The following is a 16,236-nucleotide window of genomic DNA, read 5'->3' as shown; positions in this document are numbered from 1 at the left end:
GTCGGGTCTTTGACAAAGCGCTGTCGGTTCCAGACGAGACGTCCAATATAGAGTTCATTGTTGAGGATACCTGCGCCTGCCGACATTCTTGCGCGAACATAGCAAACAGGCTCACATCTGCGCCGCCGGGGGCGTGGATCATGTGCGCTATCTGGCGCGGCTGGCCGAGCTGGAACTGATCGACCGTGAACGGCGCATGGTTGAGCGCCGGATCAAGTCTGCAAAGTTCCCGGCCATCAAGAGCCTCGATAGTTTCGACTTCAAAGCCATCCCCTCGCTGAACAAGATGATGGTCTTGGACCTTGCGCGCTGTGAATGGATCGAACGTCGGGAAAACGTCATCGCCCTTGGTCCGTCAGGCACTGGCAAAACCCATGTCGCTCTCGGGCTGGGCCTTGCGGCTTGTCAAAAGGGGCTGCCGGTGGCGTTTGTAACAGCAGCGGCGTTGGTAAATGAACTGATGGAAGCGCGTGACGAGAAGCGCTTGTTGCTCCGTCAGAGGCAGTTGGCCAAGGTGAAACTGCTGATTATCGATGAACTCGGCTTCGTCCCCCTCAGCAAAACAGGTGCCGAGCTACTGTTCGAGCTGATCTCGCAACGCTACGAACGCGGATCAACCTTGATCACAAGCAATTTACCGTTCGAAGAATGGACGGAAACCTTCGGAACAGAGCGCTTGACCGGCGCGTTACTGGACCGATTGACCCATCATGTGAACATCCTGGAAATGAACGGTGAGAGCTATCGCCTAAACCAAAGCAGGTCACGCATGAAATCCAAAAAACGGTAATTCCAACAGAATTGGCCTAGTGGCCAATTCGCCTTGGAACGTGCCTGCTATTTGAGGGCCGCACGCTCCAAGGCGCGCACCCCAAACTGGCCGACTTTTGCTCCGCCCCAGTGGCAGAATTTTACGCCGCCGTTGACAGTTCGCGGACTTTCCGACTGTGGTGTTTGGCAACTTGCATGGCGTCGGGATCGGTTTCACGCGTGCAGACTGCCACGTGCCCTACTCCTGATCGTCAAAATACTCCGGGTATTCGTGGTGGACGGCTTCGAGAAATACATACACGCGGCGGAGGTGTTTCAGCAGGCAGGCTGCAGCTTTGTCTGCGTCGCCTTCTTTCACGGCCGAGACAATCTGCAGGTGCTGCACGCGCACTTCTTCAAGATCATCTCCCCAATCTACGTTGATCCTTCGAAAACGATCCATATGCGCGCGGGTGCGGGCGATTTCGGCCATGACGCCACGCAGGCCCGCATATTCTGCGATCAAGCTGTGAAAAGTTTCGTCGGATTCAAGAAAACTCTCTTTGTCGCCGATTTCCAGATATGCGCGCTGAAGAATGACCTCTTTTTCAAGGCTGGCGACCATTTCTTCGCGGTCGTCATTTTCCATCGCCCGACGCAAAAGGCTGACCTCGAGCGACTCGCGGATGAACTGCGACTGCTCCAGATCGCTGATCCGAAGGGGGGCCACGATAGACCCCCGTTGCGGCCTGATTTCAACAAAACCCAGTGCTTCGAGTCGGACCAATGCCTCGCGCACAGGTGTGCGGCCCAAGCTTAGCATGTCTGCGACAGATGCTTCCGACAGCCGCTGGAACGGTTTCAGTTCCAGATTGACGATGCGTTGCAAGAGTTCCTCAAACGCTGCCTGCGCCCGCGACACGCCTTTTCTTGAATCGGATGCCAAAGACATTTTATTCATCGTTCTTTTCCGCCGCGCTTGGGGCTCCCGGTATGCGGGCCAGTAATCCCCCGTCTACACGCAAAACTTCGCCCGTGACAAATGCTGCGTCCTCAGACAACAGGAAAGAAACGACCGATGCAATCTCGGATGGTTCAGCTGCGCGGCCCAAAGGGTGCATGTTGCGGATTTCGTGGCGGAGGGCGTCGGGGTTGTCCGACAGCCCAACAGCCCAGTCCAGCATAGGTGTGTTTACCGAGCCGGGCGCGACGGCATTTGCTCGAACACCCTGTTCGGCAAAGTCGACCGCGATCGACTTGGTGAGCCCGTTGAGAGCGTGTTTCGAGCTGGTGTAGGCGGCAACATTCGACTGCGACGCGAGCCCTTGGACCGAAGACATGAACACGATGGATCCGCGCCTTTGCACCAGTTGTGGGAGCAGAGCCTGAGCCATCAGAAACGCGCCGCGCAGGTTGACGTCGAAGACTTCATCCCAGGTCTCGAGACTCGTGTCCTGTGCCGTTCCGTACCGCTGAATACCGGCGTTATGCGACAACCCTCTTGCGCCACCGAGCGACATCGCGGCTTGCGCAACCTGCTTGGCAGTCTGCGGGTCCGCCACGGACCCTTCGACCAATAGGATGCCGTCCGGGTTCTGCGCAGCGAGTTGCGCCAGCGGGCGGCACTCCAGATCAACCAGAACCAGCAAGTCTTCGCGCTTCGCGAGGAAGTCGGCGACCGCGCGCCCGATGCCTTTGGCGGCCCCGGTGATGACGATGCAGCCGCGTTCATTCGTTTTTTCGTTCTCGTTCAGGGTCACAACGAAACTCCTTTCGACGGGTCATCACCCGCGGCCATCCCGTCATTCGTGTTGACGACAATACGGCACCATTCGCGGGGCGCCACCTCGACACTCACGTTCTGCCCTGTACCAAACGACTGTTTTTCAGCACCGGAGTGGTTCGTTCGGGTCAGGTCCATCGTGTTGTCTGACTGAAAATGGACACTTTCCGCTCGATCCCCCGGGTTCATCACCGTGAGGGCAATCCTGCCATCGCCGTCCCTTTCAACCGAGGTCGCAAGGAGATCACCCATATCGATGTCGAATGGCGGTTTTTGCACGCCAAATGCGCCGCCGTGGTCTTCGTCGCACAATTGTACGCCGGGAGGAATAGCGCACGCGGTGGCCCATTGGAGCGCTTGGCCGCTTGACCGACGTGACCCCACCGACAATGAGAAGTCGAAGGTCATGTCGCCGCTTTGATCGGCCTGAAAATTTGTACTCCAATAATTGTTTGCCAGCCACGCCAGCAGTACGGGGTTTTCGCGCGCCACTGTGCCGTCTTCCGCGTCAAACCGACCAAAGGTGTAGCCGCCGATCTGCCACAGGGGCGCGTCGGGGCAGGACACCGCCATTTCGTGGGCCGGATCCGCAATGCGAATATAGTTCTGCGCGGTGACGTAGTGGCGGCTGCTGAAGGGAAGCTGCTCGGCGTCGAGCGCAACGACAGCACCGGCGGTTTCGAAGTCGCATTCCCAATTGTCGGCCAAAGCAGCGGTCAGCGGCAGATAGACCGAGTTTGGCGCCGGGTTGGGCGCCTTTTCAAGCCTGACGGTGACCCCAATAGTCGGATCCTGCGGCGTCAGACGATAGGTGACGGTCGCGCGATCCCCACCCGGCAACTCAAACACTTGGCTCAGGCTTACCTGACCGCGGCCAATATCGGGGCCCACGGTTTCGGTCAGGCGACCGGGAACACGTTTCGCGGGCCAATCCAATTTCCAGGACCGATTCCAATCTGGCGTTTCGTTGTCGATCGGGCCGAACATGTCGTCACGATCGTCCGTTGCTATGCTCTCGGCAACCGGAACGCCAAAACGCAGATCGTCTGCAAAATTCGCCGAAAACTCACGCCCTTCGCGTTCGACGCTGGTGACGCCGCCGGTGTCGCGATCCAGTTCCAGCGTCACCAATCCGTTCGAGATGCTGGTTTCTGTCGAATACAGATTATCCGCTTCGGCGGGCGCGACGTCCGAGGCAGGAAGGAACACATGCGACAGCGGGGGGATCTGGATCGGCTGGGACCAAAACGCGGAACTGTCGGGCAGGTCCGACATCAAGACGTCCTGACGATGGGCTAAATGCCGGTCGCGGTTCCCGGGTACTGCGGTGTCCACACCCATCTGGCGCGGCGCTGTTGGCGGCTCGGCAAATGGAGGGAGCGCAGGCAGGCGGACGGACTGTGTGACAGGGAACGGATGCGGGTTGGCCACCAAAACGGTTTGATCGGTGCCCTCTCCGGGTACGCAAAGGTTTTGCATCGCATCGCGCCGCAAAAGGCGTGCAAGCGCTCCGCCCTCGGCTGCGGTGGCCAGTTTCATCAGCTGCTGTGATCTGGTGTCGTCAGAGCCCGGCCGGCTGATTGAACGATCCGTGCCCCATGTGTGTTCTGCAAAAAGCGCAAGTTGTTCGCGCGCTTTGGACACCAGCATGTCCCGGCGTGCCGGGGCAGGTCGCTTGGCCACCGCGTCGAGCGCTTGCGCGGTGCGCAGATCTCGTTGACCTCGCATTCCCATTGCGGTTTCGCGTGCGGTGCTGCCAGCGCCAAAATTCCACCAGTCTGTCCAATCGCCGCGCAGGGTTGGCAGCGTTTCGGGCGCAAGGTTCTTGAACCTGTCAAACACTTCGGACGGGGTGCTCATGCGCAGCCGGACGCCGCCTTCGGCCTCGGCACGCGCGTTGTATTCCTGAATGAAGTCCGGCAAAGTCCGCTGCGGCGAAGCATTGTCGTGATACTTCAGGTTGGTGATCTGCATCATTAGGAAAGGATGTTGATACCCTTGCGCCGCGAATTTCCCCATCCAATGGGCAATGCGGCTGCGCGCCTCGTCAATCGAATGAGGGATGCGCAACATGTGGTCCGACGTCGCGCCGTAGATCAGCCCGTTGTAGGCGAGGATGCTGCGGCCGCCGGGGGATTCCCAGTTGAAGGCAGCCGGCCAGGGGCGCATCGCGTGACCGTAATGTTCATTGATCGACATCGAGACGCCCTCGATCCCGTGATCCAGCAGTGCGTCTACCGCGCCCCAAGGCAGGCCGTTGATATCAGTGTTCATCGCCGCTCTGACCGGGACACCGAGGTCGCGGAAAAACGCCACGGGTTTCAGCGTTTCGAGAAGCATCGCGTGGTCCATCAACGGCGTCATGTTCCACCGCATTGCCGCCACCTCGATCTGCCCGCGCGAGACCGCCGCCAGAAAGCGGTCGCGGCTTGAGCTGTCCGCGTGTTTCCACCAATCTTCGGTCACGCCCGTGACTTCGCAGGTCCAGCGGAATTTCGCGTCGTCGGGATAATCCGCCGTCTGCTCCGCGAATTCGATCGCCTGATCGATGAACCCGCGATGAAGCTCCAGAACCACCGGCTGCGGGTGGGTATAGCCGATGTCGGTGTGGCTATGGTGAACGAACAAGATTTCGCGTATCATTTCATGAGTTCCCATTGTCTTAGCTTTGGAAGTGAGTCGGGTCGTTGAGCGGGTGCACGGAAATGACCATCGGCGTTCCCACCTCGATCTGGGTCACCGGGTCGGCGACCGCGCATGTGTGTTTGTCAATTGGTAGAACACTGATGGTCGAACTGTTCTGATTGGCGACCAGCAGGTGGCGTTCGGTCGGCAGCAGTTTAATGTCGCGCGGGGTCTGACCGCCACAAGGCGAACGCACGGCTTCGAGCAACAGGCCCTGCGACGTGACCGGAAGTGTCAGGATTTCGTCGCACCCACGGAGCGCGACAAAGAGTGTGTCCGCTGTTTTTGTGAGTACGATCCCGGACGGCTGCGCTTCGATCCCATTTGACGCGCCGATACCGAAGCTATCGATCAAATGGGCCTGGCCCTGTGGTTCGCTCAGAGCAAAACTCAGGACTTTGGCATTCAATTCGCAGACCACGAACATGCGCTTTCCATCGGCGGAAAACACCAAATGCCGCGGGCCGTCCCCTGGTTCGAGGGTCACATCGCAGCCCGGTTTGTGGATGAGTTGCCCGTCATGAGAAAGGGCATAAACGGCGATCCGGTCCAGCCCCAGATCGGCGACATAGAAATCATTGGTTCCCGGCCGTTGCTCAACACAATGGGCGTGCGGGCGCGTTTGCCGATCCTGTCGCGGTCCCCGCCCGACGTACCGGATTGTTGCGGTGGGCTCGCCCAAACCGCCATCCCCGAGGACCGGGAAGACCGTCATCGATTGATCGGGTAAGCCTTCGAAGCCTTCGCCATTATAATTGGCAACCAGCAAATACCGGCCATCGCTGGACAACGTAGCGTGGCAGGCTTCGTTGCCGCCAGTCGGTTGGCTGTTGATGAGGGTCAGATCGCCTGTCCGCTTTTCGATTCGAAAAGCAGCTATGTAACTTTGGTCGCCGTCGCTTGTTTCAAACGTGGAGTACAGGAATTCGCCGGCCCGGTCGCGAACAATCCAGATCGTATCGTCAAACTGGTCTTCCACGACGTGGGGTGCAGTGCGCGTTCCAGCATCATTGATGGAGAGCAAGGTGATTCCTTCACCTGATGCCGACTCATACTGGGGCATTGGGCGCGTCAGGCTTCCCGCATAGATCTGAAAACTCATTCTCTCCCCCATCGTCAGGCGACCGGATTTCGCGGCAACCGTTTGAATTTGTCCGGGTTTCCTCCGGCGTTTCCGACTTAATACCTAAGTGCGAACTAATATTCTACCATTTTTTATTTGACTAACCACACTACCATGGTAGTTAGGGGCTGTAACAGCCGGAATCACAACGGGAGAGAATTTTGAAGATCGTAGACATCAAAGCGACAACTGTTGCGCTTCCTCTTGAAGCGCCCCTGCGCCATTCGGCCGGCGCTCATTGGGGGAAATTTGTTCGCACGATCGTCGAGGTCATCACCGACGAAGGTATCTCGGGCTGGGGTGAGCTTGGCGGCGGCGGCGAGTCGGCCGAGCAAGAGATTGTCGGTTTGCTCCCCTATCTAAAAGGGCATGACCCGCTACAGCTGGAACAGCTGCGCTGGAAGATCATGAACCCGGTGGCTTGCCTGTACAACAACCGTATGCAGCTACATGCCGCGATAGAAATGGCGTGTATGGACATCGCGGGTAAAAGCCTGGGAATTCGCGCGTGCGACCTGATCGGCGGCGCCCTGCGCGAAACCGTTCCCTTTGCGGCTTATCTATTCTACCGGAACGGAAATCCGGAAAACGGCGTTTCGGACGAACACACGGCGGATTCCATTGTCGCGGAAGCAAAACGGCTCAAGGACCGCTACGGCTTCAAGACTCACAAGCTAAAAGGCGGGGTTTTCTCGCCGGAGCATGACGTTGAGGTGTATTCGGCGCTGGCGGATGCGTTGCCGGGAGACAAATTTCGGTTGGATCCCAATAGCGTCTGGACCGTCGAGACCGCAATCTGGGTTGCCAAGCAGATCGAGCACATCCACAACGACTATTTTGAAGACCCCTGCTTCGGCCTAGAAGGCATGCGGCGTCTGCGGGATCGCATTTCGATCCCCACGGCGACCAACGTGGTGGTGGTCAATTTCGAACAGCTGGCGTCTTGCATCAAGAGCGACAGCGTGGACGTGATCTTGCTGGACACAACATTCTGGGGCGGATTGCGTCAGGCACATCGCGCCGGTCAGGTGCTGGAGTGTTTTCAGTTTGGGCACGGCGTCCACTCATCCGGCGAGCTGGGAATCCAACTGGCCTCGATGCTGCATCTGGGCGCGGCACTGCCGAACATGACCTGTGCAGCAGACGCTCATTACCATCACTTGCTGGACGACATCATCGTTGGCGGGAAGATGGAATATGTTAACGGTGAAATCGCTGTTCCCAAGGGGCCTGGCCTAGGTGTTGAGGTTGATCGGGAAAAAATGGAACACTACGCGCGGCATTTCAAAGAGGTAGGTGGCTACCCGTATGACCGCGATCCGCTTCGGCCCGACTGGTATTCGGTTCAGCCCGAAACACGTTTCGCCAAGCCCTGATATCAAAAAAGGAGCGCCCCACGTGGCTTCTGTAACTCTGCGCAACATCATTAAGGTATTCGGCGAACATGTCGCCATCAAGGGAATTGACCTCGACGTCGATGATGGGTCCTTTGTAGTCTTTGTCGGCCCGTCCGGTTGCGGCAAGTCGACTATGCTCCGCATGATTGCCGGCCTCGAGACGATCTCCTACGGCGAGCTGACAATCGACGGCAAACTTGTGAACGAGCTGCCCTCGCGCGATCGCGGCATTTCGATGGTCTTCCAGTCATACGCTCTGTTCCCGCATATGAGCGTCAAGGAAAACCTTGGCTTCGGGATGAAGATCAACGGAGTCGCCAAGCCGGAAATCGACGAACGGGCGCGGCAAGTGGCGGACATGCTTGGCCTTGGCCCCTACCTGGATCGCCGCCCCTCGCAGTTGTCCGGAGGGCAGCGCCAGCGTGTGGCAATCGGCCGGGCAATGGTGCGCGACCCGAAGGTGTTTCTATTTGACGAACCATTGTCAAACCTGGACGCAAAGCTGCGAAATCAGACCCGGATCGAGATCAAGAAACTCCAGCAAAAGCTGGGCGCGACAATCATCTTTGTGACCCACGATCAGGTCGAAGCCATGACCCTGGCCGACAAGATCGTCGTTCTGAATAACGGAAAGATCGAACAGGTCGGCTCTCCGATGGAGTTGTACGAACGGCCGGAGACCCGATTTGTCGGTGGGTTCATTGGCGAGCCGTCGATGAATTTCCTTGAAGGCACGGTGACAAGAGACGGCGCGATCGACTGCGACGGAATGCGCATTCCGGTGCCTTCGGATCGCTTTGATCTGCCAAAGCATGGCGCCGCTGTAACTGTCGGCGTGCGCTCGGAAGACATCCTGCTGGCGGATCAGAGCCAAAAGCCTGAATTCGCGGCTGAGTTCGAGGCGCCGCTCGATTTTGTCGAGATGCTCGGAAACGAAAGCCTCCTATTCCTGAACTACCAAGATCGCGTGCTCGTTTCACGCGTACAGCGACCGCGGCCTATGGAGGTCGGCGAGACGGATCGCTTTTTCATCGATGGGTCACGCATCCATCTATTCGACGGAGAAACGGAACGTTCGTTGCTTCGATAGAAGCTTCAAATCAACTGGAGGAAGAAATGAAGTTTTTCAATAACATGACGGCGGCAAGCCTTGCTGCTGTGGTCAGCGTTGGCGCCGTGCAGGCGGCCGACCTGAAAATGGTGGTCGACAAGCAGACCTGGATGGAAGGTATTCAGGCAATGGCCAGCGACGCCGGAGCCGCATCGGGCCAGACCATCGAAGCCGAGCTGGTGACGCCTTCGGACAAATACCAGGCCTTCATCCAGACATCTATTGCGGGTGGCAACACGCCCACCTTCTTTAGCTGGTGGAACGGTAGTCAGCTGACCGATCTGGTAGCAACCGGCGCCGCCGCGGACCTTTCGGCACAGTGGGATGCAGCGATTGCCAACGGCGACTTCTCGTCGGCTCAGCGTGACCTGGTCAGCGTTGACGGCAAACCCTATGCGTTCCTGCTGAACCAGGCCAGTTGGGTGACTTTCTACAACATGGAAGCCTTTGAAAAGGCTGGTATCAGCGGCACGCCAACCACCTGGGCCGAGTTCCTGGACGCCTGTGAAAAGCTGAAAGCAGCCGGCTACACCCCGATCAACGCACCGGGCACCGAATGGATGCCGTTCATCTGGTTCTCGCAACTGGTTGCCGGTGTCGACCCGGATGCATTCGTTGGTATCAACGACGGTTCGGTGGCTTACAACGGCGAAGCCGTTCAGCAGGCTTTCGACATGTGGGTCGAGATGTACGACAAGGGCTACTTCTCGGATCCGCGTGAAAAAGACGACCAGAAGTTCTTTGTCGAAGGTTCGGCCGCAATGTACCTGACGGGCGACTGGCACACCGGTTCGTTCGTGGCATCGGGCATGGAGCCGGGCAAGCAGTTGGGCACCTTCCTGACACCGCCGGTGAACGACGACGCTGGTCTTTCGGTGATCATCGAAGCAGCTCCGGTTATCGTGTCGTCCGCAGCGCTTGCTGAAAACCCGGGCGTCGGCGACGCCGTTCAGGCAATGATGACGGCAGATGCGTCGAACACCCTTGGCTCGATCGCCGGCGTGTACAACGGCAACCTGCAAGCATCGACCCCGAATGCAATCATCGAAGGCAACATGTTTGAAATCGGTGAGCGTCAGCCGCGTGGTCTGGTTCGCTGGTGGGAAGCTGTTCCTCCGCAGATCCAAGGCGACCTGGTTGCCGCAATGGGTGAATTCATGCTGAACCCGACCGCCGATCAGGCGCAGGACACCATGACCCTGATGAATGCGATCAGCGCCGACTACTGGGCGAACAACTGATAGTATCCATTTAACTTTAGCCCGCCGCCACCCGGCGGCGGGTTATTCGAACAAGAGGTCAGTCATGACGCAGAGCTCGCTTCTCAATCCGCAGATACTCGAAACGGCAAAACGCCGTGAACGCAGCTATGCCTGGCGGCAAACCCGGGTCGCCTGGTTGTTCATCGCACCCGCGGTCCTGCTCGTTAGCCTCTTTTCCCTGCTCCCTGTCGTATTCAACGTCGGTTTGAGTTTCACCAAATGGCAACGTTTTGCCGGCATTGACGAATTTGCCGGATTTGGAAACTACCGCCGTCTTTTCGCGCTGCCCTACTTCTCCGAGGCCATGCTCAACACCGCAATCTGGGTGGTTGGCGCGATGGTCTTCCCGCTGATTTTTGGCCTGGCGCTGTCGCTGCTCCTGAGGAACATGGCGTTTCAGGAGACCATCAAAAGCCTCTTTTTCCTGCCGCGCATCTTTGCGCCGACTGCAATCGGCGCCATCTGGTATTACGTTTACTCCCCCCATGGCGTGCTCAACTCCATGGTGTCAGGCGTAACCGGATCCGAGTTCGATTTTGGCTGGCTCTATTCGGGGTCCACCGTCACCGGCGCGGTCATCGTAACATTCGTCTGGCAGAACCTCGGGATCACGATGGTCCTGCTCCTGCTCGGCCTGAGCGCCATTCCCAAAGACCCGATCGAAGCCGCACGGGTTGAAGGCGCATCGTCGTTCCAGGTGTTCCGCCACGTGGTCTGGCCGCTTCTCTTGCCGACAGTGCTGGTTGTCACCATCCTGAACGTTGCCGCTGGCTTCACGACGTTTGACCTGCTGTGGGTCATGGCCAGTGACTTCCCCGGCAAACGCACACTCTCGTTGGCGGTGTACATGTACTACGAATCCTTCGGAAAAGGCGCATGGGCCTACGGAGCTTCGGTGGCTGTGGTCCTCGGCTTTATGGTCATCGTGGTGAGTGCGTTCCTTGCCGTCCTTCAGACCCGCGTCACCAAGCGCATTCAATAGGCCAGAGATATGACTGCAAACATCAATGACCCCGCCTTTCTAAACGCGCTGCTGGAACAGGAGCGCCAGAAAACGAAAACCCGTAGCCCGATGCGTTCGCTTCCGATGCTGGCACTGGCAATCGCGTACCTTGTTCCATTCTATCTGTTGCTCGTCACGGTTCTGAAATCGACCGAGGAATACGCGAAGAAGGGGATACTCGAGCTTCCTGACGGGATTGCGCCGTTGTTCGGCAACCTGCGGCAAGCCTGGGAAGGTGCGGACCTTGGGCGCGCGGCCTTCAACTCGCTTACCTATGCGACGCTCGGTTCCATTGTGGCCGTCGCGGTCGCGGCAGCGGCGGCCTACGGTATGACCCGTTTGCGTCTGCTGGGTTCGAACGCCTGGTTCATGGTGATTTTCACCGGCACGCTGTTTCCCTTCCAAATGTATCTGGTCCCGCTTCTGTTCGGCTTTCAGCAGGTCGGTATGGTGAACACTTGGTTTGGCATGCTTCTGGTCTATATCGCGATCTGCATTCCCTTTCCCCTTTTGGTGCTTCGGAACTCTTTCTCGGGCATAACGCGCGAAATAGACGAGGCCGCACGGATCGAAGGCGCAGGCGAATGGCGTGTGTTTACCTCTATGATCCTTCCCAACGCCTCGGGACCGCTGCTGGCGCTGACGCTTTTGCAGTTCACCTTCATCTGGAACGACCTTTTGTTCTCGTCGGTTCTGGCCACAGGGAACGAAGTTCGTTCGGTCATGGTTGCGCTGCAAGCGCTGCAGGGAACCTATTCGACGCTCGGACCGAATGTCGTCGCAGCCGGTGCAATCATATCCAGTGTCCCAACGGTGGCGTTGTTTGTAGTGCTGCGGAAGTACTTCATGCAAGGTCTGTCGGTCGGGGCGGACTAACGCCCCCCAACCCTTTTTCACGAATTCGACGCCGAGGATCGGCGGCAAACAAGGACTTGGTAATTCACCATGGCGATGAGCACATACGAAAACCCCCTTTCGGGACAACTGGCACTTGGGCAGCCGGACATCCAACGCGAGGCAAAGCTGGTGCGTTTGCTGGATGACCTTCGCAGCAAGATCCTTCAACCGGTTCCCGGCGACGTGTCCTGGCATGTACGCGAAGCAGAAGGAACCGGGTCGCTGCCGCTGCCGGAAGGTTGGCGGGCATGGCCGGTTCTTGACGACCGGACCGTCTGGGGACGACCACAACAACACACGTGGCTGGCGGCCGAAATCGAAGTGCCTGCCGAAGCAGCCAACGCCTGTCTAGTCCTGTGCGTGACATCGCAATGGCATTTCGAACAGGGATCGACCGATCCGCAATGTCTGGCCTATCTCGACGGCGAGCTTGTGCAGGCGCTGGATGGCAACCATTCCGAACTGGTGCTCGCGCCAAAAGCCACTGCCGGTACGCGCCATACGGTTCAGGTCAACGCCTTCACCTTCTACGACCGCCCGATTGTTGGGTTCAAATCGTGGCTTGCTATCCGTGACACACGGGTCGAGCGGCTGTTTCACGACCTGAACACCGCCTTCGAGGTCGCGACGATCCTGCCGCAGGGTGACGGTCGTCGCCATCAACTGCTCGGGATTGTCGAGCGTGCGCTCTATGCCCTGGATCGACGGGAAGGTCAGGAACAGGAGGCGCGCGCGACGCTGGCGCGAGCCGAAGCCATCGCGGCCGAAATTGATGAACTGCAGGACACCGAGGCACAACCGACCATTTCAGCCGTTGGTCACACGCATCTCGACGTTGCCTGGCTGTGGCGCGTGTTGCACGTGCGGGACAAGACCGGGCGCAGCTTTGCCACGGCTTTGAACCTGATGGAGGAATTCCCGGAATTCTCCTTCATGTACAACCAGTCCGTCCTGTTCAACTACCTGCGCCGTGACTATCCAGAGATCTGGGCCCGCGTAAAAGAACGGGTCGCGGCAGGGCAATTCGATGTGGAAGGGGCCATGTGGGTCGAGCCGGACGCGAGCCTGAGTTCGGGTGAATCGCTGATCCGTCAAATCCTGCGCGGGCGTCAGTTCATGATCGATGAGTTCGGGGTAACCCCGCGCTGCGTCTGGCTGCCTGACACTTTTGGCTACCCTGCCAGCCTTCCGCAGATCTTTTCCAAATCCGGGATCGATTTCTTTATCACCTCCAAACTGTCGTGGAATGATACCAACCGCCACCCACACGACAGTTTCTTCTGGCAGGGGATCGATGGCTCCCAGATCAGATCGCAGTTGATTACCACCCAAAAAGCCGAGGCCAAAGACCACCGCACGGTTTACAACTCGGAGCTCACCGTCAGCGAGGTTTTCGGTGCGTGGAACCGCTATGAGCCCAAATCACTGAACGACGAACTCCTGATCTGTTACGGCCATGGCGACGGCGGCGGCGGTCCGACGCGCGACATGGTTCAGCGCGGCAGGCGGCTGGCCCGCGGCGTGGCCGGGGCTCCCAAGGTGCGCCTTGAAGGGTTGAGCGATTTCCTCAAGCGCCTGGACAAGAAGATGACCGAGCGCGCCAGCGAATTTCCGGTCTGGGTGGGCGAGCTTTATCTGGAATACCATCGTGGCACGCTGACCTCGGTGGCCAAGAACAAAGCCAGCAACAGAAACTCGGAGCGGTATCTGAGAGAAGCCGAATTCGCCGCCTCTATGGCGACCATCCTGGCCGACGCCTTCTACCCGAAGGACCAGCTTCAGGAGATGTGGGACTTGGTTCTGATCAACCAGTTTCACGACATTCTTCCCGGCACGTCCATCGCGCCAGTGTATGCGGATTCGGATGCCGACTATAGCAGGCTCAAGCAAACCCTTGATGCGCCCGACGGGCTGACCAACGCCGCGCTGAACACGGCATCCGGCGGCGCCGACCCGCTTCGCTTGGTGAATTTCACCGGCCAGTCCCGCTGCGGAGACGTGGTTGCGTTCGAAGACGACGACGCTTTGGACGGCCTGGCACTGCAACATGGCGACCACATGGCGCCCCTGCAAAGGATTTCCCGTGCAGACGGCGGCCATGACTGGATTGCGCCTGTCGGCGCTCTGCCGACAATGGGTTGGGTACAGTGCGCCACAGTTCCCGCGGAGACCTCTGCCTCTCAAGGTCCGGAAGTGGATAAGGATCGTCTGGAAAATGATCACTTGCGGGTTCGCTTCAACGCCAAGGGAGAGATCTCGTCGGTTTTCGATAAGATCCGAGACCGCGAACTCCTGAAGCCGGGTGAAACCGCCAACCAGCTGGTTGCTTACGAGGATAAGCCGCTCGCCTATGACTCGTGGGATATTGATCGCTACTACAATGAAAAAGCGTGGCCGCTGTCTGAATGCCCTGCCAAGATGGACGTTGTCGAATGTGGACCGCATCGCGCGGCAATACGGATCGAACGCAGCTATGCGCAATCGTGCATCGTTCAGATCGTCTCGCTCGGAGCCACGGGGTCCCAGCTCGAATTCGATACCTTTGTGGAATGGAGCGAACGGCAAACGCTTCTCAAAGCGCTGTTTCCTCTGGACCTCAATACCAGCGATGCCCGTGCGGAGGTTCAGTTTGGCCACGTCAAACGCCCGACACACAGCAACACAAGCTGGGATGCCGCCCGGTTCGAAGCTTGCATGCATCGGTGGGTGGACATGAGCGAACCGGACTACGGCGCGGCCATTCTGAACGACAGCAAATATGGATATGGTGCCGACGGCACCACGCTGAGCATCTCGCTCCTGAAAGGGCCGAACTACCCGGATCCAGAAGCCGATCTTGGCGAACACCGGTTCCGGTACGCGTTGCTGGTGCACGGGGGCGAAAGCGACCTTGGTCAGGTCGTGCGGGCGGCTGAGCGTCTTAACAACCCGATCCGCGTTCTTGGTGCGTCAAATCCGGCGGCCGCGAACAGGTATATTTCTTCGTCTTCGTTCTCATTTGTCGAGATCGACAATCCCAATATCTGCGTCGAAACCGTCAAACGCGCAGAGAACGGAGAAGGCTTCATCCTGCGTCTTTACGAGACCGCCAATCGCCGCGGTCGCGCGCGTGTTGCCTTTGGGGTCGACGTATTGGAATTGCAGGAAACGGATATGATTGAGCGCCCGGTTGATTCGCCGATTGCATTGGTCGACAACACCGCAGCGCTTGAATTCCGCCCGTTTGAGGTCAAGACCCTGTTCATGAGGCCCGCCAATGTCGCAAAGTGATGCTGCCGCCGTGCTCGACGCCTGGACACTGACATCTCCGACGTGCTCGGCGCGGGTGATTTCGGCGGGCGCGATGGTGCAGGATGTTGCGTTTCGTATCCCGGGCCGAAGCCTGTTCAGACCCTTCGCACAGGCGAGCTGGGCAACCGAGGATACACCAGAGCGCAGGGACCAACCAGCGCATCTTCAAAATCTGGGGGGCGAGTGGCCTTGCGTGCCCTTTGGGACCAGTGGCGCGGATCCGGAACATCATGGCTATGCCAGCAATGCCAATTGGCGTTGTGTGGAACAGGGCGAAAACCACATCACGCTGGAGATCGACTTCCCCGAAAATCACGCCGTGAAGGCGCTGCGCCGGACCGTAAAACTGTCGCAAACTTCACCGTGCGTTGACCTTACGCTCTCGGTGTCGGTGCGCCGCCCTTGCCGCCTGCCAATTGGGCTGCACCCGATCTTTCGCTTACCTGAAGGCGCGACGGTCGAATTGTCCGTGCCTGGCCACCCGACCTGGGGTACGATCCCGGCGCCTTACCGGCCTGATGGTGCGCAACTGGTCACGGCGGAATCGTTTGGCCTGCTGGATGCAGGCGGTCGCCCCGTTGATTTCGGCGCCCACGTCTGCCAGATGCGAGCTGAGCTGGTGCAGGCTTTTGACACCGCTGGGCGCGTCGCGCTGAGCTACCCGGAGGAGGGCGTGCGCACCACGCTGGTCTGGGACGCAAACACCCTGCCACACTGCCTGATCTGGCTGGCAAACCCGCATGATTTCCCTGGTCTGGGAGAGTTCCGTGGCCTGGGGGTGGAGCCTGTGGCGAGCTGGTTCGACCGCGGCACACAGCCAATCGGCCCCGTTGGGGGCAAAGCCAGCGGCGCTTTTGGGGTCGAGCTCAGCCCCGATCACCTCTGGACCATGGACTATCAGATCCGCGCCGAACCTGTCGGCCACAAGGAGTAA

At 58.7% G+C, this 16,236-nt stretch carries 12 protein-coding genes; 8 read left to right on the top strand and 4 right to left on the bottom strand.

The window, feature by feature from the left end; translation table 11 throughout:
• Positions 1-70 precede the first annotated feature (70 nt).
• On the top strand, positions 71-790 hold the full coding sequence (gene istB, locus OU789_RS16260; protein ID WP_274656789.1) for an IS21-like element helper ATPase IstB: 720 nt from the start codon (positions 71-73) through the stop codon (positions 788-790).
• Between the two features lie 219 nt (positions 791-1,009).
• Here the strand turns inward: istB and OU789_RS16255 are convergent, their stop codons facing one another.
• The 4 genes from OU789_RS16255 to OU789_RS16240 are packed head-to-tail and all read right to left on the bottom strand — an operon-like array spanning position 1,010 to position 6,320.
• Entirely contained in the window at positions 1,010-1,711 is a 702-nt protein-coding gene (locus OU789_RS16255) for a GntR family transcriptional regulator (protein WP_274656779.1), read from the bottom strand.
• Positions 1,704-2,510 carry an SDR family NAD(P)-dependent oxidoreductase gene (locus tag OU789_RS16250; protein ID WP_274656777.1) on the bottom strand — a complete coding sequence of 269 codons (807 nt, stop codon included), beginning with the start codon at positions 2,508-2,510 and terminating at the stop codon, positions 1,704-1,706. Before OU789_RS16250 ends, OU789_RS16255 begins: the two co-directional genes overlap by 8 nt.
• Complete coding sequence (locus OU789_RS16245; RefSeq protein ID WP_274656775.1) at positions 2,507-5,176, bottom strand: glycoside hydrolase family 38 N-terminal domain-containing protein; 2,670 nt, start codon at positions 5,174-5,176, stop codon at positions 2,507-2,509. The genes OU789_RS16250 and OU789_RS16245 overlap by 4 nt, the downstream gene beginning before the upstream one ends.
• A gap of 19 nt (positions 5,177-5,195) precedes the next feature.
• Positions 5,196-6,320 carry a lactonase family protein gene (locus OU789_RS16240; protein ID WP_274656773.1) on the bottom strand — a complete coding sequence of 375 codons (1,125 nt, stop codon included), beginning with the start codon at positions 6,318-6,320 and terminating at the stop codon, positions 5,196-5,198.
• Positions 6,321-6,502: 182 nt separating this feature from the next.
• Here OU789_RS16240 and OU789_RS16235 point away from each other — a divergent pair, with 182 nt between their 5' ends.
• The 7 genes from OU789_RS16235 (at position 6,503) to OU789_RS16205 (ending at position 16,236) form a co-directional block, all read left to right on the top strand.
• On the top strand, positions 6,503-7,717 hold the full coding sequence (locus OU789_RS16235) for an enolase C-terminal domain-like protein (protein WP_274656771.1): 1,215 nt from the start codon (positions 6,503-6,505) through the stop codon (positions 7,715-7,717).
• Positions 7,650-8,828: an ABC transporter ATP-binding protein gene (locus OU789_RS16230; protein ID WP_446719195.1), complete on the top strand. Its 1,179-nt coding sequence runs from the start codon at positions 7,650-7,652 to the stop codon at positions 8,826-8,828. The genes OU789_RS16235 and OU789_RS16230 overlap by 68 nt, the downstream gene beginning before the upstream one ends.
• Positions 8,829-8,854: 26 nt before the next feature.
• Positions 8,855-10,090, top strand: coding sequence for an ABC transporter substrate-binding protein (locus OU789_RS16225; protein WP_274656769.1), 1,236 nt, complete (start codon positions 8,855-8,857; stop codon positions 10,088-10,090).
• Between the two features lie 64 nt (positions 10,091-10,154).
• The gene (locus OU789_RS16220) at positions 10,155-11,093 is read left to right on the top strand and encodes a carbohydrate ABC transporter permease (protein WP_274656768.1); all 939 of its coding nucleotides are present in this window, start codon (positions 10,155-10,157) and stop codon (positions 11,091-11,093) included.
• A 9-nt stretch (positions 11,094-11,102) separates the two neighbouring features.
• Positions 11,103-11,990: a carbohydrate ABC transporter permease gene (locus tag OU789_RS16215; protein WP_274656767.1), complete on the top strand. Its 888-nt coding sequence runs from the start codon at positions 11,103-11,105 to the stop codon at positions 11,988-11,990.
• 69 nt (positions 11,991-12,059) lie between these two features.
• Positions 12,060-15,281 carry an alpha-mannosidase gene (locus tag OU789_RS16210; RefSeq protein WP_274656765.1) on the top strand — a complete coding sequence of 1,074 codons (3,222 nt, stop codon included), beginning with the start codon at positions 12,060-12,062 and terminating at the stop codon, positions 15,279-15,281.
• Positions 15,268-16,236, top strand: coding sequence for a hypothetical protein (locus OU789_RS16205; protein WP_274656764.1), 969 nt, complete (start codon positions 15,268-15,270; stop codon positions 16,234-16,236). The genes OU789_RS16210 and OU789_RS16205 overlap by 14 nt, the downstream gene beginning before the upstream one ends.

This window comes from Halocynthiibacter sp. C4 (assembly GCF_028823805.1).
GTDB classification, from domain to species: domain Bacteria; phylum Pseudomonadota; class Alphaproteobacteria; order Rhodobacterales; family Rhodobacteraceae; genus Falsihalocynthiibacter; species Falsihalocynthiibacter halioticoli.
Note: the sequence above shows the minus strand (reverse complement) of the source record. Positions and strands in the feature narration are given on the sequence as shown.

Excerpts from the sequence above, each read along its gene's own strand:
- OU789_RS16210 (WP_274656765.1), top strand. The coding sequence starts at position 12,060 with ATGGCGATGAGCACATACGAAAACCCCCTTTCGGGACAACTGGCACTT.
- OU789_RS16205 (WP_274656764.1), top strand. The coding sequence starts at position 15,268 with ATGTCGCAAAGTGATGCTGCCGCCGTGCTCGACGCCTGGACACTGACA.
- OU789_RS16240 (WP_274656773.1), bottom strand. The coding sequence starts at position 6,320 with ATGAGTTTTCAGATCTATGCGGGAAGCCTGACGCGCCCAATGCCCCAG.
- OU789_RS16225 (WP_274656769.1), top strand. The coding sequence starts at position 8,855 with ATGAAGTTTTTCAATAACATGACGGCGGCAAGCCTTGCTGCTGTGGTC.
- OU789_RS16215 (WP_274656767.1), top strand. The coding sequence starts at position 11,103 with ATGACTGCAAACATCAATGACCCCGCCTTTCTAAACGCGCTGCTGGAA.
- OU789_RS16220 (WP_274656768.1), top strand. The coding sequence starts at position 10,155 with ATGACGCAGAGCTCGCTTCTCAATCCGCAGATACTCGAAACGGCAAAA.
- OU789_RS16245 (WP_274656775.1), bottom strand. The coding sequence starts at position 5,176 with ATGATACGCGAAATCTTGTTCGTTCACCATAGCCACACCGACATCGGC.
- OU789_RS16255 (WP_274656779.1), bottom strand. The coding sequence starts at position 1,711 with ATGAATAAAATGTCTTTGGCATCCGATTCAAGAAAAGGCGTGTCGCGG.
- OU789_RS16230 (WP_446719195.1), top strand. The coding sequence starts at position 7,650 with ATGACCGCGATCCGCTTCGGCCCGACTGGTATTCGGTTCAGCCCGAAA.